Genomic DNA, 24,686 nt, shown 5'->3' with positions numbered 1-24,686 from the left:
GTAGTCAGCGCCGGTAGATCTCCGCGATCTCCGTGGCGTACGTCTTGTGGACGACCTGCCGCTTGACCTTCAGCGAGGGGGTCAGCTCGCCGGTCGCCTCGGTGAAGTCCTGCGGCAGGATCCGGAACACCTTGATCGCCTCGGCCTTGGAGACGGACTGGTTGGCCTGGTCGACCGCGCCCTGCACCTCGGCCCGCAGCGCCTCGTCGTCGCGCAGCTCGGCGGCGCTCGTGGTCTCCGGGCGCCCGTGCCCGGCCAGCCACTTCGGCAGCGCCTCCTCGTCGATGGTGACAAGCGCCGCGATGAACGGCTGCCGGTCGCCGACCACCACGCACTGGCTGATCAACGGGTGCGCCCGGACCTGGTCCTCCAGCACCGCCGGGGCGACGTTCTTGCCGCCGGCGGTCACGATGATCTCCTTCTTCCGGCCGGTGATGCTGAGGTAGCCGTCCGCGTCGAGCTGGCCCAGGTCACCGGTGCGGAACCAGCCGTCGGTGGTGAGCGCCTCGGCGGTGGCCTCCTCGTTGTGCCAGTACCCCTGGAAGACGATGTCGCCGGAGATCAGGATCTCGCCGTCGTCGTCGATCCGGACGGTGACGCCGGGCAGCGGGCGGCCGACCGTGCCGATCCGGGTGCCGGTGGGCAGGTTCGCGGCGGCGGCCGGCGAGGTCTCGGTGAGGCCGTACCCCTCGCAGACGGTCACCCCGACGCCCCGGAAGAAGTGCCCGAGCCGGGCGCCGAGCGGCGCGCCGCCGGAGATCGCGTCGCGGCACCGGCCGCCCAGCGCCGCCCGCAGCTTGCCGTAGACCAGCCGGTCGAAGAGCGCGTGCTGGGCGCGCAGCGCCAGGCCCGGCCCGCCCGGCGTCTCCAGCGCCTCGCTCCAGGCGATGGCGACCTTCTCCGCGCGGTCGAAGATCTTGCCCTTGCCGTCCGCCTCGGCCTTCTGCCGCGCGCCGTTGTAGACCTTTTCGAAGACCCGGGGTACGGAGAGCACGAACGTCGGCTTGAACTCCTGGAGCGCGCCGACCAGGTCGCTGGTGTCCGCGCAGTGCGCCATGGTGGCCCGGGCCTGCACCACGCCGACCTGGATGAGCCGGGCGAACGCGTGTGCCAGCGGCAGGAAGAGCAGGGTGGAGGCGCCCTGGCGGAACAGGTTCGGCAGCACCGGCACCGCGTTGGCGATGTCGGCGTAGATGTTGCGGTGGGTCAGCACGCAGCCCTTCGGCCGGCCGGTGGTGCCGCTGGTGTAGATGATCGTGGCGAGGTCGTCGGCCTTGAGCGTCGAGCGGCGCACCTCGACCTCGGCCGGGTCCACCGAGGAGCCGGCGGTGACCAGCTCGGGCACCGCGTCCAGCTCGATCTGCCAGACCTCGCGCAGGTCGGGCAGCCGGTCCCGGACGCCGGCGACGAGCGTCGCGTGCGCGGTGCTCTCCACCACCACGGCCACCGCGCCCGAGTCACCGAGGATCCAGGCGGCCTGCTCGGCGCTGGAGGTCTCGTAGATCGGCACGGTGACCGCGCCGGCCGCCCAGATCGCGTAGTCGAGCAGGGTCCACTCGTAGCGGGTGCGGCTCATCAGAGCGACCCTGTCGCCGGGGGACACGCCGGCCGCGATCAGGCCCCGGGCCACCGCGACCACCTCGTCGCGGAACTGCCGGCAGGTCACCTCGATCGGCCCCGCGTCGCCGGCCGGCCGGACGAACTGCACGGTGTCCGGGGCGACCTCGGCGTTTTCCCAGACCGGGTCGGTCAGGTTGGCCGCGTCGCCGACGGTGACGATCGGCGGGACGGAGAACTCGCGCACCTGCACTCCCTCGTGCTCGCACCGGCGCCGGGCCGGCCTGGTCGGCTCTGTCGAAACCTACCCGCCCGCCCCGGTGGGGAGCCGGGTAGCCTCCCCCCATGGCGGACTCCTCCACCCAGTCGATCATCGTCGGCGCGTCACCGGAGCAGGTGGCGGCCGTCATCTGTGACTTCCCCCGTTACCCGGAGTGGACCGAGTCGGTGCGCCGGGCCGAGGTGATCGAGGAGTACGAGGACGGCTACGCGAGTCAGGTGCGGTTCACGCTTGACGCGGGCGTGTTGGCCGACGAGTACGTGCTGGCGTACGAGTACGCCGAGGACATCTCCCGGATCGAGTGGCACCTGGTCGCGCCGTCGACGATGCAGCGGTCCCAGCGCGGGTCGTACGACCTGGTCGGCAACCCGGACGGGACGACCACGGTGACCTACACGCTGGAGGTGGAGCTGTCCGTGGCGATGCTCGGCATGTTCCGCCGCAAGGCCGAAAAAATGATCATGGATACGGCGTTGAAGCAGCTCAAGCGCCGGGTAGAAGCACCCGGTGCGGCCAACTGATCCGATCGCCGTCCCGGTCGTCACGCTGGAGGAGCCGAACCATGGGCACCACTGATCCGGGTTCGGCCCGGGAAGAGGCCGAGCGCCTCGTCGTCACGCTGCTGGCCACCGCGCGGATGGCCGCCGCCTCGTCCGGTGCCGGGGGCCGCAGCCCGCTCGGTGGGATCCTCTCGGGTGTCCTCGGTCACATCCCGACCGGCACCGGCGCCGGTTTCGCCACCGGCTCGCCGGAATGCTGCGTCTGCCCGGTCTGCCGGGGGATCGCGGCGTTGCGGGACCCGAGTCCGGAATTCGCCGAGCGGCTCGCCACCGGCGCCGGTGACCTGGCGGCCGGTGTGGCCAGCCTGCTGCGGGCGTTCGCCCCGGCGGAACCGGCCGGTCCGGCGACACCGGCCGACCCGCCGGACCAGGCGACGCCGACCGGCCCCGGCGGCCCCGCGCCGACCGGGGCGGGGGACCACGTGTGGCGCGAGGCGACCCGTACCGGGCATGATTCTCAGCCGGCACCCGAGCAGGACGTGTGGTCCGCCGCCACCCGGGGGGAGGGCGCGGCCGATCCGGGTGCTTCCGACGGCTCGGGGTCGCGGCGTGGCGGCAGGCACGCCGAGCCGGAGCCGTCGCAGCCGCCCGTCGACGCCGCCGGGCCGGCGGGGCCGGCGACGAGCCGGCCGCCGGCCGGCCGTCCCACGGTGCCCGCCTCGCGGGCGCCCGACGAGGCGGGCGCGGACGCGGACGCACCAGGCGACGGGGCCTGACCACCGGACATCCCGGATCGCACGGCCGGTTCGGCCGGCGTCCGGGGCAGCACAGCAGAGGGGAGTGGCAGCGGTGACGCTGACCATCGGAGTCGACGTCGGTGGCACGAAGGTGGCCGGTGGTGTCGTGGACGACACCGGCGCGGTACTCGTGCAGACGCGACGGGACACCCCCGCCGACGACGTGGCCAAGACCCGGGACGTCATCATCGAGGTGGTCACGGAGCTGACCACCGGCCGGACCGTCGAGGCGGTCGGCATCGGCGCGGCCGGCTGGATCGACGCCACCCGCTCCACCGTGCTCTTCGCGCCCAACCTGGCCTGGCGGGACGAGCCGCTGCGCGAGTACGTCAGCAACGCCACCGGCCTGCCGGTGATCGTGGAGAACGACGGGAACGTGGCCGCCTGGGCGGAGTTCCGCTACGGCGCGGCCCGGGACGCCGACGACTCGATGGTCATGTTCACCATCGGCACCGGCGTCGGCGGCGGCATCGTGCTCGGCGGCGGGCTGGTCCGCGGCGCCAACGGCATCGCCGCCGAGCTGGGGCACATGCTCACCGTGCCGGACGGCCACCAGTGCGGCTGCGGCCGGCTCGGCTGCATCGAGCAGTACGCCAGCGGCAGCGCGCTGGTCCGCTTCGCCCGCGCCGCCGCCCGGCAGGAGCCGCACCGGGCCACCGCGCTGCTGAAGCTGGCCGACGGCGAGGCGGAGGCGATCACCGGTCCGATGGTGACCGCCGCGGCCAAGGACGGCGACCCGGTCTCCACCGAGGCGTTCGCCCAGGTCGGGCGCTGGCTCGGCACCAGCCTCGCGGACATGGCGCAGATCCTGGACCCGCAGGTGCTGGTGGTCGGCGGTGGCGTGATCGACGCCGGCGACCTGCTGCTCGGCCCGACCCGGCGGTCGTTCACCGACGCGCTGGCCCAGCGCAGCCGCCTGCCCGTCGCCGAGGTGCGCCCGGCCGAGCTGGGCAACACCGCCGGCGTGATCGGCGCCGCCGACCTGGCCCGGAGGATCTGACGTGTCGGGTGTGCCGCTGCGGGTGCTGTCCTACAACGTCCACAGCCAGCGCGACGACACCGCCGCGCTGGCCGAGGTGGTCCGCGAGGCCGCGCCGGACGTGGTGATCGTCCAGGAGGGGCCGCGCCGGTTCCGGTGGCGGCAGAAGTGCGCCACGCTGGCCGACTCGTTCGGCCTGGTGGTCGCCGCCGGCGGCCTGCCGTCACTGGGCAACCTGCTGCTGACCAGCCTCCGGGTACGGGTCACCGAGACCCGGTGCACGCGCTACCCGCTGACGCCGGGCCGGCACCTGCGCGGGGCCGCGTACGCGCGGTGCCGGGTGGGCGGCGTCGACTTCCTGCTGGCCGGCTCGCACCTGTCCACCGACCCGGCGGAGCGGCCGGCCCAGGCGGCGGCGTTCAAGCGGGAGCTGGCCGCGTCCCCGCTGCCGGTGGTGGCCGGCGCCGACCTCAACGAGGGGCCGGACGGACCGGCCTGGCGGACCGTGGCCGAGGGGCTGACCGACACCGCGGTCGCCGCCGACCGGGCCGACCGGCACACGTTCTCCTGCGCCGATCCCCGGCGCCGCATCGACGCGCTCTTCGTCGACCCGCGGATCACCGTGGTCGACTACGACGTGGTGGACACGCCGCGGACCCGCCGGGCCAGCGACCACTTCCCGGTCCTGGTCGACCTGCTGCTGCCCGCCGCCGGCTGACCGCCGCGGCGGCCGGACCGGTGGTCCGGGGCGAAATCCGGCCGGTGGCCCGCTCCGGTCCGACCGTGGCTCGGGCCGGCAGACGGGGCTCGGAGCGGGTGCGTTGGTGGTCGCGACCCGGCCGTTACGGAACGTGAGGTGTCGGCGGCCGGGGTAGCCGACCTGTCGGCGCCTTTGCTCTGCAGCCGCATAAGCATCGGCTACCCATGGTGATCGACGTGACACGGCTCGTTGTCGCGGCCCTTCGGTACCTGACCAGCTCACGGCCGTGCTGCGTCCGTGGCTGCAGAGCAAAGGCGTCGGACCGAGAGGACCGCCGCGCCACGCGGCGCTCACCGTGCGTGAAGAGGTGAGCGGTCACCCAGTGTCAGGCGGTCCGCCCGAGTGAGCCGTGCCGGCTTCCGGGCGGCTGGACAACGGCGGGCATTCTCGGCAGGATTTCGCACCGACCCGGCACGCGTGCCGCACAAAGGAGATTTCCCGGTGTCCTCCTCCACCGATCTCGGCCGCCCCGAACCGGACCCCACGGCCGTCCCGAGCCGGGACGACCGCCCGGTCTCCGACCGGGGCGACACGGTCTGCGTCATCGGCGCCGGCGCCAGCGGGCTGACCGCCGTCAAGAACCTCCGCGAGGCCGGCTTCGGCGTGGACTGCTACGAGCGGGAGACCGGCGTCGGCGGGGCGTGGAACTGGCGGCACGACCGCAGCCCGGTCTACGGCAGCACACACCTGATCTCGTCCCGCCCGTTCACCCAGTTCCCGGACTTCCCGATGCCGGACGACTGGCCGGACTACCCGCACCACAGCCAGCTGCTGTCCTACTTCGAGCGCTACGCCGACCACTTCGACCTGCGCCAGCATGTCTGGTTCGGCACCGAGGTGGTCCGGGTCGAGCCGGTCGAGGGGGACCGGTGGGACGTGACCACCCGCAGCACCGGCGGCTACGGCCCGGAGCGCACCTCCCGCTACGCCGGCGTGGTGCTGGCCAACGGCCACAACTGGTCGCCCAAGCTGCCCCAATACGAAGGGCTGGCGGAGTTCCGGGGCGAGGTCATGCACGCCTCGTCCTACAAGGACCCGGCCCAGTTGCGCGGCAAGCGGGTGCTGGTGGTCGGCGCCGGCAACACCGGCTGTGACATCGCGGTCGAGGCGGCCCAGCAGGCGTCACACTGCTGGCACTCCACCCGGCGCGGCTACTGGTACGCCCCCAAGTACGTCCTCGGCCGCCCGGCCGACCAGGTCAACGACACGTTGCTGGCGCTGCGGGTGCCGCTGCGGGTGCGGCAGTGGCTCTACCACTGGACGCTGCGGCTGACCGTCGGCGACCTGACCCGGTTCGGCCTGCCGAAGCCCGACCACCGGGTGTACGAGACGCACCCGATCGCCAACAGCCAACTCGTGTACTACGTCGGGCACGGCGAGATCACCCCGGTGCCGGACGTGACCCGCTCCCACGACCGCACCGTGGAGCTGAGCGACGGCCGGCGGATCGACCCGGAACTGGTCGTCTTCGCCACCGGGTACCTGCCGCGCTTCGAGTTCCTGCACGGCCGGGTGCTCGGCGACGAGGACGGCTCCGGCCGGCCCCGCCTGTGGCTGAACGCGTTCACCGCCGGTCATCCCACGCTGGCCGTGGTCGGCCTGGTGCAGCCGGACTCCGGCATCTTCACCATCTCGCACTGGCAGAGCGTGCTCTTCGCCCGGTTGCTCACCCTGCGCATCGCCCGGCCGGAGCGGGTCGCCGCGTTCGACCGCCGGGTCCGCGCCGGCCTCGGCGAGCGGTACTCGGCGAAGGTCAAGGACAGCACCCGGCACTGGTTCGAGGTCGGGCACGCCGACTACCTGCGCGCGTTGCAGCGTGCCCTGCACGAGCTGGAGGACGACAAATGACCAGCGAGCGGGTGCGGGTGGTCCGGGCCTGGGAGTGGGCCCGGCCGGAGCGACCGGTACGCCGCGAGGTGCTGGCCGCGCTGCCCGAGCAGGATGAGGCCAAGCCGCCGCTGCTGTTCGTGCCCGGCTTCGGCCACGGCGCGTGGGCGTTCGCCGAACACTGGCTGGGCCACGCGGCCGGTCGCGGCTTCCCGGCGTACGCGCTGAGCCTGCGCGGGCACGGCGACAGCGAGCCGGCGCCGGACGCGACGCTGCGCGCGTACACCCATGACGTGACGCAGGTGGCGGCGAGCCTGCCGCGGCAGGCGGTGCTGGTGGGGCACGGCGCCGGCGCCCGGGTGGTGGCGCATGCGATGTCCCGCTACCCGGCGCGGGCGGCGGTGCTGGTGGCGCCGGTGCTCGGCGGCTGGGGGACGTTCGGCGCGGCGCTGCGCCGCAACCCGGCCGGCACGGTGCCGGCGGTCTTCGGCGCCGGGCTGCGGCTCAACCGGCGGCAACTGTTCAGCCGGGAACTGCCCGACGCCGACGCGCGCCGGCACGTGGCGCGGCTCGGCCGGGCCGGCCGTCGCGCGCAGTGGCAACTGCTCACCGGCCGGCAGCCGGAGCCGGCGGTGGGCCGGCCGCCGGTGCTGGTGCTCGGCAGCCCCGACGACCGGGTGCTGCCGGCGACGGCCCTCACCCGGGCGGCCCGCCGGTACGCCTCGGCCCCGCTGCTCTTCCCCGGCATGGGTCACGACCTGATGCTCGACGCCCGCTGGCGGGAGCCGATCGACGCGATCCTGGACTGGCTGGACAAGGACCCGGCGCCCACCCCGGGCTGAGCGCCGGGCGCCGGGTCACCGCAGGGTGGCCCGGCGGCCGACAAGCGACCCGCTCTCCTCCAGCGCGCTCAGGTAGGACGCCGCCCAGGCGTGGATGTCGTTGTGCGCCAGGTGTTCCCGCATCGCGCGCATCCGGGTCGCGACATCCTCCGGGCCGGCCCGCAGCGCGGCGAGCAGCCCCTGCTTGAGCCCGTCCAGGTCGTGCGGGTTCACCAGGTACGCCTGTTCCAGCTCGGCGGCCGCGCCGGCGAACTCGCTGAGCAGCAGCGCGCCGGTGCCGTCCACCCGGGCCGCCACGTACTCCTTCGCCACCAGGTTCATCCCGTCGCGCAGCGGCGTCACCGCCATCACGTCGGCGACCCGGTAGAGCGCCACCAGCTCGGCCCGGTCGAAGGGCTGGGTGAGGTAGTGGATCGCCGGCTCGCCGACCCGGCCGAACTCGCCGTTGATCCGCCCCACCTGGTGCTCCACCCGGTCGCGCAGGATCTGGTACTGCGCCACCCGGTCCCGGCTGGGCACCGCCACCTGCACCAGCACCGTGTCCCGTACCTTGACGTCGCCGCTTGCCAGCAGTTCCCGGTACGCCTTGAGGCGCTGTTCGATGCCCTTGGTGTAGTCCATCCGGTCGACGCTGAGGATCACCTTCTCCGGCTGGCCGAGATCCTGCCGGAGCCGACGGGCCCGCTCGGCCACCTCGGGTCGGGCGGCGAGCGCGGACATCTCGGCGGTGTCGATGGCGACCGGGAACGCGCCGATGCGCACCACCCGGTCGTCGACGCCGATCCGCCGGTCGCTCGCGGACAGGCCGAGCACCTTGGCGGCGAGCTGGGCGAAGTTGTGCGCGGCCTGGGCCCGCTGGAAGCCGATCAGGTCGGCGCCGAGCATCCCGCGCAGCAGCTCGGCCCGGCGGGGGAGCTGCATGAACAGCTCCGGCGGGGGGAACGGCACGTGCAGGAAGAAGCCGATCCGCAGGTCCGGGCGGAGCGCGCGGAGCATCCCGGGCACCAGTTGCAGGTGGTAGTCCTGCACCCAGACCAGCCCGCTCGGCTCGGCCACCTCGGCGGCGGCCTCGGCGAACCGCTGGTTGACCCGCTGGTACGCCTCCCACCAGCGGCGGTGGTACTCCGGCTGCTCGACCGCGTCGTGGTAGAGCGGCCAGAGGGTGGCGTTGGCGAAGCCCTCGTAGTGGTCGCGGAAGTCCTCGGCGCTCAGCGGGACGCTGCGCATCCGCACACCGTCCACGTCGGGCAGGGCGGGTGCCGGGCCGGTGCCGCCGGCCCAACCCACCCAGGTCGCGGGCGTGTGCCGGAGCAGGGGGTGCAGGGCGCTCACCAGGCCGCCAGGGCTGCGGCGCCACTCGAAGGCGCCGTCCGGCGCCACACTGTCGTCGATGGGGAGGCGGTTGGCCACCACCACGAGGGGGCTCTGTCGCATCTCGGGCAATCCGCTCAGCAGGGGTACCGGCCACCGGAGAAAGCGCAAACCGGACAGCCGGTGCGGGACGTGACGTTCAGCGGTATTCCTACTGACCGTAAGTTACACCCCTGTTACCGGATCGCCGCGGGGCGTACCGCGTCCCGCGATCCGGGCAACCGCCGCGGCGGCTCAGACGACCGCGCCGTCGTCCGGGTCGTGGTCGTCCCGGTCGCCCGGGCGCAGCCGCCAGATCAGCATCACGAAACCGGCCAGGATGCCGGTGAAGCCGAGCACGGTCACCACCGACGGGTCGACGAGCGACATCACGGTCGGCGAGAGGAAGAACAGGAACCCGACCACGATGCAGAGCACGCCCAGCACCGCGTACTTCGAGAAGCGCGGCAACGGCGGCGGCGGAGGCGGGGTGTAGTGCTCCTCCTCCGCGTCCCCCGGCAGGTCGGCGCCGAACGTGTCCAACCCGTCCAGCAGGGACGGCTCGTCGTGCCGACCGCGGCTCAGCGAGATGCCGGACACGTCCGCGGCGTAGGGCAGCCGGCGCACGTCCGTGGCGGTCGGCCCGGCCGGCTCCTCGGCGCGGCCGGCGGCGGCGCCGCCCGGCGCGGCCGGGTCGTCGACGTCCTCGGCGGCCGGCCAGGGGTGACTGCCGGCGGCCGGCGCGGTGTGGAAACCCGCCACGATCTTGGCCCACTCGGCCTCGATGTCGGGCTCGTCGGCGCGGGACGGCTCGGCCCCCTCGTCGGCGAGCTGGGTGAGGTAGTCCCGGGCGGTGGTGAGGTGGGACCGGTCGACGTAGAGCCGGTCGACCGGTCGGGCCGGCACCGTGGTGGTGCGGGTCACCGGGTTGAGGTCGGCGGAGGGCTGGAGGTAGGCGGCGATGCCGCCGGCGGCCAGCACGTCGAGCAGGTGCTCACCGACGCGCGGATCCACGTCGCCCGCGACCGCGTACTCGGCCGCGTCGAGCCCGTTGTCCCGCCGCCCTCGACGGGCCCCGCCCCCTGACACCGGCCACCCCCTTCGCCACGGCCTGACGTCGTGCCCTGAATCCTGACACGTCGGGACCCGGTTCCGGGAGTGCGTTGTGGCGCGGCGTACGTGGTTCGTACCCTCGTCCCGCACGATCCCGCGTGTCGCCACCTCTCCCGGAAGGACCCCGGTGCTGTACTGGCTGCTGAAGTACATCATCCTCGGCCCGTTGCTGCGGTTGGTCTTCCGCCCGCAGGTCGAGGGGCTGGAGCACGTGCCGGCCACCGGCCCGGTGATCCTGGCCAGCAATCACCTCTCGTTCTCCGACTCGATCTTCACCCCGTTGATCGTCAAGCGAAAAGTCACCTTCATCGCGAAAGCCGAATACTTCACCGGCAAGGGCCTCAAGGGGTGGCTGACCAAGATGTTCTTCGTCGGCTCCGGCACCATCCCGGTCGACCGCTCCGGCGGCCAGGCCGCCCGGGCGGCCCTCGACACCCAGCTCCGGGTGCTGCGCGCCGGGGGCATCGCCGGCATCTACCCGGAGGGCACCCGGTCCCCGGACGGCCGGCTCTACCGGGGCAAGACCGGGGTGGCCCGGCTCGCGCTGGCCAGCGGCGCCCCGGTGGTCCCGATGGCCATGCTCAACTCCGACGCCATCCAACCCACCGGCCAGATCGTGCCCAACCTGGGTCGGGTCCGGATCCGCTTCGGCCCGCCGCTGGACTTCTCCCGCTACGCCGGCCTGGCCGGCGACCGGTTCGTCGAGCGGGCGGTCACCGACGAGATCATGTACGAGTTGATGGAGCTGTCCGGTCGCGAGTACGTCGACACGTACGCGCAGAAGGCGAAGAACCCGCCCCGGCAGCCGGTCCCCGCCTGACGCTCAACCCGCCCCGGCGACCCGGAGCAGGCCGGCGGCGGCGTGCCGGTCCGCGAACACGCGTACCCGGGCCAGCGTCGCCGCCGCGGCCGGCGGATCCGCCTCGGCCAGCGGTCCCACCGCCAGCGCGGAGGCGATCATCTGGTCGGTGACGTCGGTCATCGCCGCGTAGTCCGCCGCCGCGGTGGTGAACAGCCGGCCCGCCCGGGCGTCGTCCCCGTCGCGCCGGGCCAGCGCCGCGTCGGCGGACCGCCCGGCCGCGCGCGCCCAGCGGGTGGCGCGCGGGGCGCGGCCCAGCAGGTCGCGCACCAGCACCGCCGCGTCGCCGCCGAGCAGGCCGGCGACGTGACCGACCGCCGGCACCCACTCGGCGAACGGGATCATCCGGGTCCGCCGCCAGTCCTCGTCCAGCTCGGCGAGCAACGCCAGCGCCTCGTCCCGCCGACCCTGCACCGCCCGGCAGAGCGCGGCGTGCGCCACGGTGGACCGCAGCACCCGGTGGAAGCCGCTGCGCCGGGCCGCGACCAGCGCCTGGTCCACCAGGTCCGGGGCGGCGTCGCCGTCGTCCGGGTCGTCGCCGAGCGCCCGGATCCAGCCGGAGACCGCCACGATGTGCAGGTCCCACTCGTCGGTCGGCCGCCGCGTGGACCCCTCGGCCATCCGCAGCGCCGCGGTCCAGTCCCCGCGGTAGTACGAGCGGGCCCACTGGTCGCTGAAGCTGGCCGTCAGGCCGTGCTCGTCGGCGAGGTCGAGCGAGCGCTGCTCGTCGACCAGACGGGCCGAGCCGGCCAGGTCCCCCTCTTCCTGCAACGCCCAGGCCAGGTTGTGCACCGCGCGGCGGCGGCTGGTGAGCCGTTCCACCCGGCACTCCTCGGTGACCTCGGCCAGCTCGGCGTACGCCGCCTCGGCGCCGGCCTGATAGCGGGCGACCGCCAGCGTGATCCGGGCGTTGGCCCGCGCCTCCCGCAGCTCCAGCCGTTCGGCCAGCTCGGCGGCGCTGCGCGCGGCGGCGCAGGCCGGCTCGGTCTCCGCGTCGAGCATGTGCGCCCGGGCCAGCTCCAGCAGCGCGCCGACCTTGTCCTCGCTGTCCGGCAGCTCGGCGTGCAGCCGGATCGCCCGGTCCAGGCAGCGCCGCGTCTCCGACCGGTCGGCCCGGGCCCAGGCGGCCGTGGACAGCAGCCGCCACGCCTTCGCCGCGCCGGGCAGGTCGCCGGCGTCGGCCAGCCGCCCGGCCAGGCCGGTGAGGAGTTCCGCGCCGCCGTCGACCAGGAAGCCGTCGCGGTCGGTGTAGAACGCCAGCTCGGCCTGGAACAGCTCCAGCGCCGGGTCCGGCCCGCACTCGACACTGAGCGCGCGGGCGACAAGCGTGGCCGCGGTCTCCAGCGCGTGCAGCTCGTACGCCCGGCGGGCGGCCCGGTGCAGCGCGGACCGGGTGGCGACGGCGTACGGCGCCTGGTCCAGCCCCACCGTCCGGGCGATCTCGTGCGCCGCCCACCGGTGGTTGGCCAGCACCTCGGCCAGGTCGTGCTGCCGGCCGTCGGCGAGCTGTTCCAGCCAGTCGGCGGCGCGTTGGTGCCGGACGACCCGCTCCGCGCGGGGCAGTCGCTGGTAGCAGACGTCCCGGACCAGCACGTGCCGGAAGCGGTACTCCGACTGGCCGGGCATGGTCGAGACCGGCAGCTCGAAGACCAGGTCGCGGCGCTGGAGGCGGTGCAGCGCCCGCTCCACCCACTCCGTCGGCCGGCCCAGGGCCAGCGCCACCGGCGCGGCCCAGAACTGCACGCCGACCACCGAGGCGGCCTGGAGCACCGCGCGGTCCGCCGGGTCGAGCAGGTCCAGCCGGTTGGCGATGACCGCCTGGACGGTACGCGGCATTCCGGCGCCCGCGGCCGGATCGAGCCGCCCGGGGCCGGCCGAGCGCTCGACCAGCCCGCCGTCGAGCAGCATCCGGGCGTACTCCTGGGCGTAGAGCGGGTTGCCGTCGGCGAACTCGATCAACGGCGCGCGGGCCTCGCTGGGCAGCGTGGCCTGGCCGAGCAGCAGCGAGTAGAGCGTGTCGATGTCCCCGTCGTGCATCGGCGGCACCGAGATGGACATCGCGCCGCTGATCGTCCCGGTCCAGGCCGGGTGCCGCTCGCGCAGCTCCGGCCGGGCGGTCGCGACGACCAGCAGCGGCACGTTGCGGGCCGCCGCGCCGAGCTGCTCGACGAAGGAGAGCATCGCCTCGTCCGCCCAGTGCATGTCCTCGAAGACGAGCACGGTGGGGCCGGTCGCGGCCAGCGCCAGCAGGAAGCGCCGCCACGCCGCCTCGGTCTCGGCCGAGGTGAGCCGCTCGCCGGAGACGCCGACGAGCGGGCCGAGCGCCTCGGCGAGCCGGACCGCGTGCGGGTCGGCGAGCCGGCCCAGGCGCTCGCGCAGGCGCTCCCGGGTGCCGGCCGGGTCGTCGGCGCCGGTCAGCCCGGCCCAGCTGCGGACGATGTCGGCGAGCGCGGCGTAGGTGACGTTCTCGCCGAACGGCGGGCACTGGCCGGTCAGCCAGGTGACCCGCGCGCCGGGCAGGTTCGCCGCGTGCCGGGCCAGCTCGCGCAGCAGCCGGCTCTTGCCCACCCCGGCCGGGCCGAACACGGTCAGCAGTTGGGAGGTGCGCTCGGTGACGGTGCGGTGCAGCGCGCTGACCAGCAACCCTCGCTCGTGGTCCCGGTCCACCATCGGGGTCAGCTCGGCGCCCTGCCCGTCGCGCCGGGGCCGGGCCCGCACCGCCAGCCAGATCCGGCTCACCGCCGACCGGCCGCGCAACGTCACCGAGGGCTGGTCGGCGTACTCCATCTCGCGTCGGGTGGCGGACCAGGTGCTCTCGTCGACCACCACGCCGCCGGCCGGGGCCAGCGCCTGCAACCGGCTCGCGGTGTTGACCACGTCGCCGGTGACGAAGGCCTGCCCGCCGTCGCGCGCCGCGGCCAGGTCGACAAGGGCCTCGCCGGTGGCGATGCCGACCCGGAAACCGAGCGGCGGGTGCGGGCCGGCCGGCTGCTTGGCCAGGCTCCGTTGCAGCTCCAGACCGGCGCGTACGCAGCGCAGCGCGTCGTTGTCGGTCGCCACCGGCGCCCCGAACAGCGCCATCACCGCGTCGCCGATGTACTTCTCCACCACGCCGCCGTACTGGTGCACCAGCCGGCGCACCGTGGCGAAGTAGACCTGTTGCAGGCCGCGGGCCTGTTCCGGGTCGGCCCGCTCGGCGTACGTGGTGAAGTCGACGATGTCGATGAAGAGCACGCTGACCTGCCGGCGGTCCTCCTGCACCGCGACCGCGTGGTCGCGCAGCGGCTGGCCGCAGCTGGTGCAGAAGTTGGTGCCGACGTCGTTGGCGTGCCCGCAGCTCGGACAGGCCGCCGCGAGCGGCCGGCCGCACCCGCCGCAGAAGCGGTCGTCCGGCCCGGCGGTCCGGGCGCAGTGTCCACAGGTGAGGTCGATGTCCGGCTCCGTACGCGTGAGGTCCCCATTGTCCCGCGCGGTCGGCCAGTCGGGTACCCGACGGGTCGGCGGGACGTCGCGGCTGTTCGGCCGGGTCTAGTCTCCCCTAGCAGGAAGTCCCGTCGACAGGGAGAGTGCCGTGCACGTCCGGCTTTCCGCCTCATGGACCGATCCACGGGGGACGGTGTGGGCCTCGGGCGACACGGTCGACGTGGACGCCGTCACACTCGCCGAACTGGAGGAAAAAGGCATGGTGGAGCAGCCCACGGGCACCGGATCGACCGAGACCACGACGACCACCACGACCACGCCGCCGAAGAAGACCGACCCGTCGAAGATCGGGCCCGGCCCGAGCGCGCCGCCGGCGGACACCAAGGACAACTGACGCGGCACGACGGGTGCCATCGGGTGGGGTCCGGCGGGGTGACCGCCGGGCCCCGCCGTCGTCCGGGGGGCCCGTTCGTCGCCCGGCTGCCGGCTCGTCGTCCGGCTGCCGGCCCTGGTCGGGCTAGCGGTCGCTCATGCCGGCGCGGCGGCGCAGCGCGGCCACGTCGGTGACCACGATGCGGCGCCCCTCGGTGCGCAGCCAGCCGCGGCTGGCGAACGAGCCGATGGCCTGGTTGACGCTCTGCCGCGAGCCGCCGGCCATCTCGGCGAGCTGGCTCTGGTTCAGCTCGATCGTGATCATCGGGGCCTGGCTCTCGCCGGCCAGCCGGACCAGCGTCTTGGCCACCCGGCCGGGCAGGTCGAGGAAGACGTGGTCGGCGTTCTGCTCGGTGAGTCGGCGGATGAGCTGGCCGAGCGAGCGCATCACCGCGTCCAGGATGCGCGGGTTGGAGTGCACCAGCTCCATGAAGGCGGGCCGGGACAGCGCCAGCGCGGCGCAGTCCTCGATCGCCTCCGCCGAGGCCGACCGGGTCGAGGCGTCCAGCAGGGAGACCTCGCCGAGCACGTCCGGGGGTCGGATCACCGACAGTACGGCGCGTTCGCCGGTGGGCGCGGTGCGGAACACCGCCACCGCGCCGCGACGCAGCACGATCAGCGACTCGCCCGGGTCGTTCTCGACGAAGAGGAGCTGGCCCTTGCGGTACGTGCGCGGCACGGCCGCGGCGATGACCCGCTGCCGCACCTCCGGCTCCAGCCCGGCGAACATCTCCACGCCCGTGAGCGCGTCACCCGGCTCCGGCAGGCGAGACTCCACGGCTCAACCCCTCCCCGGTCAGAAGTCACCAGCTCGCACACCGGGTGAAGCGGTCAGTCCCGGTACGAGGCAGTTCAACCGGTTCGGCGCCCGACGGCGGTACACATCAGATCATGACGCGCCGGTAGCGTGCTGTACACCCCCGGAGACACTTCCGTGACCATGGCCGGCCGGGTGGCCGGTCCGCGCCGACCTCGGTGGACGCCCCGGCGACGGCCCGGCGGAGCCGATGGGCGAGGATGGGACCGATGGTCTACCGCTACTTCTACGACTGCGAATTCATCGAGGACGGCCGCACCGTCGACCTGGTGTCGATCGGCGTCGTCGACGAGTACGGCCGCGAGTTCTACGCGGTCTCCACCGAGTTCGACGACTCCCGGGCGGTGCCCTGGGTGCGGCGCAACGTGCTGGACAAGCTCCCCTCGCCGGCCGACCGGGCCTGGCGTTCCCGGGAGCGGATCCGGGACGACCTGCACGAGTTCCTGTTGGCCCCAATGCGGGACCGCCCGGGCGAGCAGTTGGAGCTGTGGGCCTGGTACGCCGCGTACGACCACGTGGTGCTGGCCCAGCTCTGGGGCGCCATGCCGGCGCTGCCCCGGGAGATCCCCCGGTTCACCAAGGAGCTGCGGCAACTCTGGGACGACCGGGGCCGGCCGCGGCTGCCGGAGGCCGAGGCCGGCCGGCACGACGCGCTCGTCGACGCCCGGCACAACCTGGCCCGCTGGCGGGCGATGACCACGCGCTGAGCGCATGCCCAGTCGGCGCGGCAGGTTTGACCCGTTCTGCCCGGGGCACCGGAGGCGGCATCACGCCGATCCGAGACAGGAGTGCCCCATGAGCGACGAACCGACCAGCGCCGCGGACGCCCGGCGCAAGGTCACCGAGCTGATCCGGGACGCCCGGATCTGCCTGCTCACCACCAGCGCCGTCGACGGGCGGCTGGTCAGCCGGCCGATGGGCCTCCAGGAGGCCGACTTCGACGGCGACCTGTGGTTCTTCGCGTACGCCGACTCCGCCAAGATCCGGCAGATCCGGGTGAACCCGCAGGTCAATGTCGGCTTCTCCGACCAGAAGCACAACGCCTGGGTGTCGGTGGCCGGCACCGCCACCGAGGAGTGGGACGCCGACCGCGCGAAGGACCTGTGGAACCCGCTGCTCAAGGCGTGGTTCCCGGACGGCCTCCAGACGCCGGGGATCACCCTGATCAAGGTGCACGCCGGCTCGGCGGAGTACTGGGACTCGCCCGGCAGCACGGTGGTCAACCTGCTCGGTTTCGCCAAGGCGGCGGTGACCGGGAAGCCGCCGAAGGCGGGGGAGAACCACGAGGTCGGCTACTGACCGGTAGCCGGTCCGGCGGGCGGGACGGGCCGGGGCGCGGTGCCGGCGTACACGTACGCCGACTACAGTTCGCAGTGACGGCCCGCCCCGGGCCGGCAATGGCGCCGATGGTCTGATCCGACACATATCCTGGGGCTTAATCCGGGCTTCACCTGATGCTTCAGGAGGATGAGCAGATCATGCGTATCGGCGTGCTCACCGGCGGCGGCGACTGCCCTGGTCTCAACGCGGTGATTCGGGCGGTGGTCCGCAAGGGCGTCGCCACCTACGGTCACGAGTTCGTGGGCTTCCGGGACGGCTGGAAGGGCCCGCTCGAAGGGCTGACCAAGCCGCTGGGCATCGCGGAGGTGCGCGGCATCCTGCCGCGCGGCGGCACCATCCTCGGCTCGTCCCGCACCAACCCGTTCAAGATCGAGAACGGCGTGGAGCGGATCAAGGAGAACCTGGCCGCGCAGGGCGTGGACGCGCTGGTCGCGATCGGCGGCGAGGACACCCTCGGCGTCGCCACCAAGCTCCACGAGCTGGGCGTCAACGTGGTCGGCGTGCCGAAGACGATCGACAACGACCTGGGCGCCACCGACTACACGTTCGGCTTCGACACCGCGGTCAACATCGCCATGGAGGCGATCGACCGGCTGCACACCACCGCGGAGAGCCACCACCGCACGCTCGTCGTCGAGGTGATGGGCCGGCACGCCGGCTGGATCGCCCTGCACGCCGGCCTCGCCGGTGGCGCCAACGTGATCCTGCTGCCGGAGCGGCAGTTCGACGTCGAGCAGGTCGCCGGCTACGTCGAGAAGCGCTTCCAGCACCAGTACGCCCCGATCGTCGTGGTCGCCGAGGGCGCCCAGCCGCTGGACGGCCAGATGGTGCTGCACAACCAGGAGCTCGACTCCTTCGGCCACGTCCGCCTCGGCGGCATCGGCCAGTGGCTCGCCGAGCAGTTGGAGGCGAAGACCGGCAAGGAGGCCCGCACCGTGGTGCTCGGCCACATCCAGCGCGGCGGCACCCCGACCGCGTTCGACCGGGTGCTCGCCACCCGGCTCGGCCTCCAGGCCATCGACGCGGTGCACGAGGGCGACTGGGGCAAGATGGTCGCGATGCAGAGCACCGACATCGTCCGTGTCCCGCTGGCCGATGCCACCCGCGAGCTGAAGACCGTCCCCCTGGAGCGCTACGAGGAGGCCGAAGTCTTCTTCGGCAGCTGAGGTGCAAGGAGGGGCCCCTTGTTAACGCCCAGTGCATAGCAGGGGCCCCTTCTAACAGTCGTCTGACGAGGAGGCGCGGTGGGCGGGAACACGGTCGCAGTGATCGGCGCGGGCAAGATCGGCGAGTTGATGCTCTCCGGGCTGCTGCGCTCCGGCTGGCCGGTGGACCGGCTGCTCGCCACCGCGCGCCGGCCGGCCCGCGCCGAGGAGCTGACCGAGCGCTACGGCGTGCGGGTGGTGGACAACCCGACCGCCGTGGACGAGGCCGACGTGCTGGCGATCTCGGTCAAGCCGCAGGACGCCGCCGCCCTGCTCGACGAGATCGGCCCGAAGGTCCCCGCCGGCAAGCTGGTCATCTCGCTCTGCGCCGGCCTGCCGACCAGCTTCTTCAACCGGCGGCTGCCCGAGGGCACCCCGGTGGTCCGGGTGATGACCAACACCCCGGCGCTCGTCGACCAGGCGATGAGCGCGATCTCGCCCGGCGCGCACGCCACCGCGGCGCACCTGGCGCTGGCCGAGGAGATGTTCTCCCCGCTCGGCTCCACCATCCGGGTGCCCGAGTCGCAGCAGGACGCGGTGACCGCGCTCTCCGGCTCCGGCCCCGCCTACTTCTACCTGCTCGTCGAGGCCATGATCGACGCCGGCATCCTGCTCGGGTTGCCGCGTCAGGTGGCGCACGAGCTGATCGTGCAGACCGCGATCGGCTCCGCGGTGATGCTGCGCGACTCCGGCGAACACCCGGTGAAGCTGCGCGAGGCGGTCACCTCGCCGGCCGGCACCACCATCTCCGCGATCCGGGAGCTGGAGAACCACGGCGTACGCGCGGCCATGCTGGCGGCGCTGGAGGCCGCGCGCGACCGCGCCCGCGAACTCGCCGCCCAGGTGTGAGGCCGGGCCCCCGCTCAACGTTTCCGGTAGCGGCGGGGCCCCACTCGACAACTCGCTGTGCGTCGCCTGCTTGTGCTCCCGGGCCGCCGATCGCCTGCGAAGGCTCCAGCGACAGGGGCGGAGCATGTGCCGCATACTGGGCCGGTGTTCACTCTCGCCCAGGCGCGACACCTGGTGGCCACCCTGCGGCCCCGCGTCGACGAGCTGATCAAACTTCGGGCCGACCTCGCCGAGCTGCGGGTCGACCTGGCCGACCACGGCGCCAGCGCGCTCGGCGGGCTCGCCGAGGTGAAGGCCATCGAGGCCCGGCTGCACGCCGTGGTGGACGAGTTCCACCAGCACGACATCGAGGTCAAGGGCATCGCGCCGGTGCTGCTCGACTTCCCGGGTGAGCGCGACGGCCGCGCGGTCCTCTGGTGCTGGCTGGAGGGGGACACCGACGTCCGCTGGTACCACCGGGTGGAGTGCGGCTTCGCCGGCCGTCGTCCGGTCTGAACCGGTCGCCGGCGGGCCCGGCGCCGCCCGGCGGCCGGGTGTGACCGGCCACCGGACGGACGTGCGTCAGCTGTCGGCGTAGCGGCGGGCGGCGGCGAGTGCGGCGCGCAACCGCTGCGCGCCGGCCGGCGCCGGCCGCTCCCAGTCGCCGTCGGTGGCGTAGAGACCGGCGTACGCGGTGGTGTCCCGCTGGAACCGCCAGCCCTCGGCGAGCGGCCCGACGTCGACGGCGTCGTAGCCCAGCGAGTCGAGGAACGCGGTGACGGTGGCCTTGGCGGCCTCGTCGTCGCCGGCGATCGGAAGGGCGGTCCGGTCGGCGGCGCCGGCCGGGCGGCCCAGCGCCCGCAGGTGCCCGAAGTAGATGTTGTTGAAGCCCTTGACCACCCGTGACTCCGGCAGGTGCCGCTGGAGCAGCTCGCTGGTGGTGGTCGACTCGTCGTCCAGCTCGGGGAAGCTGCCGTCGCGCTCCGGGTAGTAGTTGTTCGTGTCGATCACGATCTTGCCGGCGAGCGGTGCGGCCGGCACCTGGCGGTAGGCCCGCAGCGGGATCGTGACGACCACCAGGTCGCCGGCGGTCGCCGCCTCCTCGGGGGTGGCCGCCCGGGCCCGGGGGCCCAGCTCGCTCACCAGGTCGTGGAGCGTCTCCGGGCCCCGCGAGTTGCTGAGCACCACCTGGTGGCCCGCGTCCACCGCGAGCCGGGCCACGGTGCCGCCGATGTTACCGCTGCCGATCAGTCCCACAGTTGTCATGTCCGGTCCCAACCCGGTCGAGGCCCCACCACATTCCCGACCGCGAAGGTAGGTTGTTCGCCCGGCGGAAACCTTCAGGTTGCTTTCTCGGGCCGGCAACGATTTGTAACGACAAGTCTCTATGGGCAGGGACAGCGAATCGATGATCTTCCCTGTTTAGTGATCTCATTGATATCAATCTCTCACCACCACTTCCCACCCCCAGGAGTGCGACGTGCGGAGATCCCGTCTTGCCACCCTCGCCCTGTCCCTGGCCGCCTCGATCGGGGTCTCGCTGTCCCTGGCCGCCGCGCCCGCCCAGGCGTCCCCGTCCGACCGGTACGTCGCGCTCGGCGACTCGTACGCCTCCGGCGTCGGCGCGGACAGCTACACCTCGGAGAGCGGCAACTGCCTACGCAGCACCAACGCCTACCCGGCGCTCTACAACGCCAACATCCGGCCGGCCTCGTACCGCTCGGTCGCCTGCTCCGGCGCCACCACGGCGGACGTGATCAACGGCCAGCTCTCCGCGCTCTCCTCGACCACCACGCTGGTCAGCGTCACGATCGGCGGCAACGACGTCGGCTTCGCCAACATCATGAGCACCTGCGTGCTCCAGGGTGAGACGCAGTGCGTGTCGGCCGTGAACGCGGCCATGAACGTGGCCCGCACCCAGATGCCCGGCCGGCTCGCCAACGTCTACAACGGCATCAAGAGCCGGGCCCCCTCGGCGCGTGTCGTGGTGGTCGGCTACCCGGTCTTCTACCAGCTCGGCACCGTCTGCGTCGGGCTCACCGCCACCTCCCGGGCGAAGATCAACGAGGGCATCAACCTGCTCGACGACATCACCCGCACGGCCGCCACCTCCGCCGGCTTCACGTTCGCCGACGTCCGGTCCATCTTCGTCGGGCACCAGCTGTGCAGCTACGGCACCAAGTGGCTGCACGCGTTGAACGTGCTGAACCTGACCGTGTCGTACCACCCGACGGCCGCCGGGCAGTCCGGCGGCTACTACCCGGTCTTCCGGTCCGCGGCCGGCTGACCCGCGCACCGCGAGCGGCGTGCCTCCGGCGGGAGGTACGCCGCTGCGGCGTGCGCTCAGGCCGGCAGCACCTTCTCGATCGCCGCCCGCAGCTCGGGGTCGTCGGGCGTGACCTGGGGGGCGAACCGGGCGACCACCGCGCCGTCCGGCGCGACCAGGAACTTCTCGAAGTTCCAGCGCACGTCGCCGGTGTGCCCCTCGGCGTCCGGCGTGGCCACCAGCTCGGCGTAGAGCGGGTGCCGGTCCGCGCCGTTGACGTCGACCTTCTCCGTGAGCGGGAAGGTCACGCCGTAGTTCACCTGGCAGAACTCCTCGATCTCCGCCGCGCCGCCCGGCTCCTGGCCGGCGAACTGGTTGCACGGCACCCCGAGCACGGTGAGCCCGCGCTGCGCGTACGCGTCGGCGAGCGCCTGAAGGCCCGCGTACTGCGGGGTGAGGCCGCAGCGGGAGGCCACGTTGACCACCAGCAGGGCGCGGCCGCGGTAGCGGTCGAGGTCGGCCGGGCCGCCGCTGAGGGCGTCGATCTGCACGTCGAAAACGGTCATGCGACGAGGCTACGGGCCGTCGTCGGCCGCGCCCCGCGCCACCCGTGAAATCGACGCATCTGCATCTTGACGAACTGATGACGGCGTGAGTAGCGTCTCAGCAATCAATCTGGAAAGTTTCCTAACTGTTTGGGGAGACGCCGTATGAAGAGATCGCTCCGCCGGGCCCTCTGGGCCACCGGCGCCGTGGTCGCGCTCGCGGTCGCCGCGGTGCCCATGACCACCGCGTCGGCTGCCGGCAGCGTCACCGCCACGTTCACCAAGGTGCAGGACTGGGGGACCGGTCACGAGGGGCGGGTGACCGTCACCAACGGCACCGGCGCCAGCGTGAACGGCTGGCGCATCGAGTTCGACCTGCCCTCCGGCACCTCGATCAGCAGTTCCTGGGACGCCGACGTGACCCGCACCGGCGACCACTACGTCGCGGTGAACAAGAGCTGGGCCGGGTCGCTCGCGCCCGGGGCCAGCTTCAACTGGGGCTACAACGGCACCGGGGCGTACAAGGGGCCGCTGAACTGCACCGTCAACGGCGGCTCGTGCGCCGGCGGCGGCACCCCGCCGACCACCGCCCCGCCCACCACCACGCCACCGACCACCACGCCGCCGACGACGGCGCCGCCGACCACGCCGCCGCCGACCACGCCGCCCCCCACCACCACGCCGCCGACCGGTGGCAAGAAGGTGGTCGGCTACTTCGCCGAGTGGGGCGTCTACGGCCGTAACTACCACGTCAAGAACATCCACACCAGCGGCTCCGCCGCGAAGCTGACCCACATCCTGTACGCCTTCGGTAACACCACCGGCGGACGGTGCAGCATCGGGGACAGCTACGCCGACTACGACAAGGCGTACACCGCGGCGGACAGCGTCGACGGCGTCGCCGACACCTGGGACCAGCCGCTGCGCGGCAGCTTCAACCAGCTCCGCAAGCTGAAGAAGATGTACCCGAACCTGAAGGTGCTCTGGTCCTTCGGCGGCTGGACCTGGTCGGCCGGCTTCACCCAGGCCGCGCAGAACCCGGCCGCGTTCGCCGACTCCTGCTACTCGCTGGTCAAGGACCCGCGCTGGGCGGACGTCTTCGACGGCATCGACATCGACTGGGAGTACCCGAACGCCTGCGGCCTCCAGTGCGACGCCAGCGGCCCGAACGCGTTCAAGAACGTGGTCTCGGCGCTGCGGAGCAAGTTCGGCTCCAGCTTCCTGGTCACCGCGGCGATCACCGCCGACGGCAGCAACGGCGGCAAGATCGACGCGACCGACTACGCCGGCGCGGCGACCAACCTCAACTGGCTGATGCCGATGACGTACGACTACTTCGGCGCGTTCAACGCGCAGGGGCCGACCGCCCCGCACTCCCCGCTCTACTCCTACAGCGGCATCCCGCAGCAGGGCTTCTGGTCCGACGCGGCCATCCAGAAGCTCAAGTCCAAGGGCGTGCCGGCCAACAAGTTGCTGCTCGGCATCGGCTTCTACGGACGCGGCTGGACCGGCGTGACCCAGACCGCACCCGGCGGCACCGCCACCGGCGCGGCCCCCGGCACCTACGAGGCCGGCATCGAGGACTACAAGGTCCTCAAGAACACCTGCCCGGCCACGGCCACGGTCGGCGGCACGGCGTACGCCAAGTGCGGCAGCAACTGGTGGAGCTACGACACCCCGGCCACCATCGGCGGGAAGATGAGCTACGCCAACACCCAGGGCCTCGGTGGCGCCTTCTTCTGGGAGCTCTCCGGAGACACCAGCAACGGTGAGCTGATCGGCGCCATCAAGGGCGGTCTCGGCTGAGCCGAGGGCCGACGCACCACCCACCCGGCGGGGAGGGGCCGCACCAGCCCCTCCCCGCCCACGTGGTCAACCCCGGGCGGCCCGTTGCCGGTGCTCGCCCGGGGACCACCCGTAGGCGCTCCGGAACGCGCGACTGAAGTGCGCCGGGTGCGTGAACCCGCACCGGGCGCCGATCTGCGCGACGGTCAGCCGCCGCAGCGCCGGGTCGGCCAGGTCCCGGGCCGCCCGCTCCAGCCGGCCGGCGCGGATCAGGCCACCGACCGTCGTACCGGTGCCCTCGAAGAGCCGGTGCAGCGACCGCAACGACAGGTGGTGCGCCGCCGCGACGGCGGCCGGGGAGAGCCCCGGATCGGTCAGGTGCCGCCGGACGAACGCCGCCACCCGCACCCGGAGCCCGGTGATGCGGGTGTCGACCGGCAGCTCCCGCGTGACGTCCAGCCGCCCGGCCAGGGCGCCGGCGATCAGGTCCAGCGCGATCCGGTCGAGGTGCGGGACGTCGGCCGTCGCGTACTGCTCCGGGTGCGCGACGATCCGCCGCAGGAACGCGGCGAGCAGCGCGCCCATCCCGGTGCGCGCCGGGATCCCGGCGGCGAACAGCTCCGCCAGCCGGTGCGGGGCCACCGGCAACGCCCGGTGCGGCACCAGGACGGTCAACGTCTCCACCGCCGCCGACGGCGTCGCGCCGTCCGCCCGCAACCGGGAGCCGTGTGGTCGGACGGTGTCGACGACGGTGAACGCCGACGGGTCGAGCGGCGCCTCGCGACGCTGCTGGGTCACCACCCCGCGCCCGGACAACGGCAGGGCGAGGTGGTACAGCTCCGGATCGGCGCTGTCGATCATGCGCGCGGAGCGGATGAGCTCCAGGGGCGGGTAACGCCACACGCCGAGGCGGAGCGTGCCGAGATCGAGCACGCGGGCCGAGGCGGTGAAGTCGTCCGTGTACGCGCTCCGGATCGTGGCCGTCGTCGACTGCCGCGCGACGAGGTCCTGCCAGAAGTCGAACCGGTCGGCCGGGGGCAGCCACGCGGTGTCGACCGATGTCACGGTGAGGATGGTTCGTCACCTCCGGGAAGCGCGGTCCGGGGGCCCGCCGCGCCACCCGAGACTAGTGACCGTCCGGCCGGGTCGCGGCCGGCAGGCGCGCCGCCTGGCCGAACGG

Annotated in this window: 23 protein-coding genes; 15 read left to right on the top strand and 8 right to left on the bottom strand. The window is 73.3% G+C overall.

The genetic code is table 11. The annotated features are described in order from the left end of the window. Positions 1-4: 4 nt before the first annotated feature. Positions 5-1,804 (bottom strand): AMP-dependent synthetase/ligase, encoded by a 1,800-nt coding sequence (locus OG767_RS23760; protein ID WP_405090577.1) that lies wholly within the window; start codon positions 1,802-1,804, stop codon positions 5-7. 98 nt (positions 1,805-1,902) lie between these two features. Between OG767_RS23760 and OG767_RS23755 the strand changes: the two genes are divergently transcribed. From OG767_RS23755 to OG767_RS23730, 6 genes are all read left to right on the top strand, one after another. Continuing rightward, complete coding sequence (locus OG767_RS23755) at positions 1,903-2,358, top strand: SRPBCC family protein (RefSeq protein ID WP_107159917.1); 456 nt, start codon at positions 1,903-1,905, stop codon at positions 2,356-2,358. 41 nt (positions 2,359-2,399) lie between these two features. Beyond that, entirely contained in the window at positions 2,400-3,113 is a 714-nt protein-coding gene (locus OG767_RS23750; protein ID WP_405090576.1) for a hypothetical protein, read from the top strand. Positions 3,114-3,186: 73 nt separating this feature from the next. Beyond that, the gene (locus OG767_RS23745; RefSeq protein WP_405090575.1) at positions 3,187-4,134 is read left to right on the top strand and encodes an ROK family glucokinase; all 948 of its coding nucleotides are present in this window, start codon (positions 3,187-3,189) and stop codon (positions 4,132-4,134) included. 1 nt (position 4,135) lies between these two features. Further along, complete coding sequence (locus OG767_RS23740; RefSeq protein ID WP_281936695.1) at positions 4,136-4,831, top strand: endonuclease/exonuclease/phosphatase family protein; 696 nt, start codon at positions 4,136-4,138, stop codon at positions 4,829-4,831. A gap of 483 nt (positions 4,832-5,314) precedes the next feature. Then, positions 5,315-6,721: a flavin-containing monooxygenase gene (locus OG767_RS23735; protein WP_405090574.1), complete on the top strand. Its 1,407-nt coding sequence runs from the start codon at positions 5,315-5,317 to the stop codon at positions 6,719-6,721. Beyond that, entirely contained in the window at positions 6,718-7,542 is an 825-nt protein-coding gene (locus OG767_RS23730) for an alpha/beta hydrolase (RefSeq protein WP_405090573.1), read from the top strand. Before OG767_RS23735 ends, OG767_RS23730 begins: the two co-directional genes overlap by 4 nt. Before the next feature lie 15 nt (positions 7,543-7,557). Here the strand turns inward: OG767_RS23730 and OG767_RS23725 are convergent, their stop codons facing one another. Beyond that, complete coding sequence (locus OG767_RS23725) at positions 7,558-8,976, bottom strand: trehalose-6-phosphate synthase (protein WP_405090572.1); 1,419 nt, start codon at positions 8,974-8,976, stop codon at positions 7,558-7,560. A 171-nt stretch (positions 8,977-9,147) separates the two neighbouring features. Then, positions 9,148-9,981: a DUF308 domain-containing protein gene (locus tag OG767_RS23720; RefSeq protein ID WP_405090571.1), complete on the bottom strand. Its 834-nt coding sequence runs from the start codon at positions 9,979-9,981 to the stop codon at positions 9,148-9,150. A 151-nt stretch (positions 9,982-10,132) separates the two neighbouring features. Here OG767_RS23720 and OG767_RS23715 point away from each other — a divergent pair, with 151 nt between their 5' ends. After that, positions 10,133-10,825 (top strand): lysophospholipid acyltransferase family protein, encoded by a 693-nt coding sequence (locus OG767_RS23715; protein WP_396771359.1) that lies wholly within the window; start codon positions 10,133-10,135, stop codon positions 10,823-10,825. Between the two features lie 3 nt (positions 10,826-10,828). Here the strand turns inward: OG767_RS23715 and OG767_RS23710 are convergent, their stop codons facing one another. Next, complete coding sequence (locus OG767_RS23710; protein ID WP_405094287.1) at positions 10,829-14,296, bottom strand: ATP-binding protein; 3,468 nt, start codon at positions 14,294-14,296, stop codon at positions 10,829-10,831. A gap of 211 nt (positions 14,297-14,507) precedes the next feature. Here OG767_RS23710 and OG767_RS23705 point away from each other — a divergent pair, with 211 nt between their 5' ends. Next, positions 14,508-14,681 (top strand): hypothetical protein, encoded by a 174-nt coding sequence (locus OG767_RS23705; protein ID WP_405090570.1) that lies wholly within the window; start codon positions 14,508-14,510, stop codon positions 14,679-14,681. A gap of 123 nt (positions 14,682-14,804) precedes the next feature. Here OG767_RS23705 and OG767_RS23700 read toward each other — a convergent pair whose 3' ends face one another. Then, positions 14,805-15,497, bottom strand: a complete 693-nt coding sequence (locus tag OG767_RS23700; RefSeq protein WP_091059444.1) for a Crp/Fnr family transcriptional regulator — start codon at positions 15,495-15,497, stop codon at positions 14,805-14,807. A gap of 248 nt (positions 15,498-15,745) precedes the next feature. On the opposite strand from OG767_RS23700, the gene OG767_RS23695 reads away from it, so the two are divergent. From OG767_RS23695 to OG767_RS23675, 5 genes are all read left to right on the top strand, one after another. Beyond that, the gene (locus tag OG767_RS23695; protein WP_405090569.1) at positions 15,746-16,243 is read left to right on the top strand and encodes a polyadenylate-specific 3'-exoribonuclease AS; all 498 of its coding nucleotides are present in this window, start codon (positions 15,746-15,748) and stop codon (positions 16,241-16,243) included. Between the two features lie 88 nt (positions 16,244-16,331). Continuing rightward, positions 16,332-16,835, top strand: a complete 504-nt coding sequence (locus OG767_RS23690; RefSeq protein ID WP_405090568.1) for a pyridoxamine 5'-phosphate oxidase family protein — start codon at positions 16,332-16,334, stop codon at positions 16,833-16,835. A 179-nt stretch (positions 16,836-17,014) separates the two neighbouring features. Further along, positions 17,015-18,043: a 6-phosphofructokinase gene (locus OG767_RS23685; protein ID WP_405094286.1), complete on the top strand. Its 1,029-nt coding sequence runs from the start codon at positions 17,015-17,017 to the stop codon at positions 18,041-18,043. A gap of 78 nt (positions 18,044-18,121) precedes the next feature. Next, positions 18,122-18,931, top strand: a complete 810-nt coding sequence (gene proC, locus OG767_RS23680) for a pyrroline-5-carboxylate reductase (RefSeq protein ID WP_405090567.1) — start codon at positions 18,122-18,124, stop codon at positions 18,929-18,931. A 144-nt stretch (positions 18,932-19,075) separates the two neighbouring features. Beyond that, complete coding sequence (locus OG767_RS23675; protein ID WP_405090566.1) at positions 19,076-19,426, top strand: DUF2203 domain-containing protein; 351 nt, start codon at positions 19,076-19,078, stop codon at positions 19,424-19,426. A 66-nt stretch (positions 19,427-19,492) separates the two neighbouring features. Here OG767_RS23675 and OG767_RS23670 read toward each other — a convergent pair whose 3' ends face one another. Next, a complete protein-coding gene (locus tag OG767_RS23670; RefSeq protein ID WP_405090565.1) occupies positions 19,493-20,176 on the bottom strand; it encodes an NADPH-dependent F420 reductase in 684 nt (227 codons plus the stop codon). 214 nt (positions 20,177-20,390) lie between these two features. Between OG767_RS23670 and OG767_RS23665 the strand changes: the two genes are divergently transcribed. Further along, positions 20,391-21,197 carry an SGNH/GDSL hydrolase family protein gene (locus tag OG767_RS23665; RefSeq protein ID WP_405090564.1) on the top strand — a complete coding sequence of 269 codons (807 nt, stop codon included), beginning with the start codon at positions 20,391-20,393 and terminating at the stop codon, positions 21,195-21,197. Positions 21,198-21,253: 56 nt separating this feature from the next. Here the strand turns inward: OG767_RS23665 and OG767_RS23660 are convergent, their stop codons facing one another. Beyond that, positions 21,254-21,742, bottom strand: a complete 489-nt coding sequence (locus OG767_RS23660; protein ID WP_405090563.1) for a glutathione peroxidase — start codon at positions 21,740-21,742, stop codon at positions 21,254-21,256. Between the two features lie 144 nt (positions 21,743-21,886). Here OG767_RS23660 and OG767_RS23655 point away from each other — a divergent pair, with 144 nt between their 5' ends. After that, positions 21,887-23,527 carry a glycosyl hydrolase family 18 protein gene (locus OG767_RS23655; RefSeq protein ID WP_405090562.1) on the top strand — a complete coding sequence of 547 codons (1,641 nt, stop codon included), beginning with the start codon at positions 21,887-21,889 and terminating at the stop codon, positions 23,525-23,527. A 66-nt stretch (positions 23,528-23,593) separates the two neighbouring features. On the opposite strand, the gene OG767_RS23650 is transcribed toward OG767_RS23655, so the two are convergent. Next, on the bottom strand, positions 23,594-24,571 hold the full coding sequence (locus tag OG767_RS23650) for a helix-turn-helix domain-containing protein (protein ID WP_405090561.1): 978 nt from the start codon (positions 24,569-24,571) through the stop codon (positions 23,594-23,596). Positions 24,572-24,686: the final 115 nt, after the last annotated feature.

This window comes from Micromonospora sp. NBC_01392, assembly GCF_045040125.1.
In the GTDB taxonomy this organism is placed as follows: domain Bacteria; phylum Actinomycetota; class Actinomycetes; order Mycobacteriales; family Micromonosporaceae; genus Micromonospora.
This window is presented reverse-complemented; position numbering and strand designations above follow the sequence as displayed.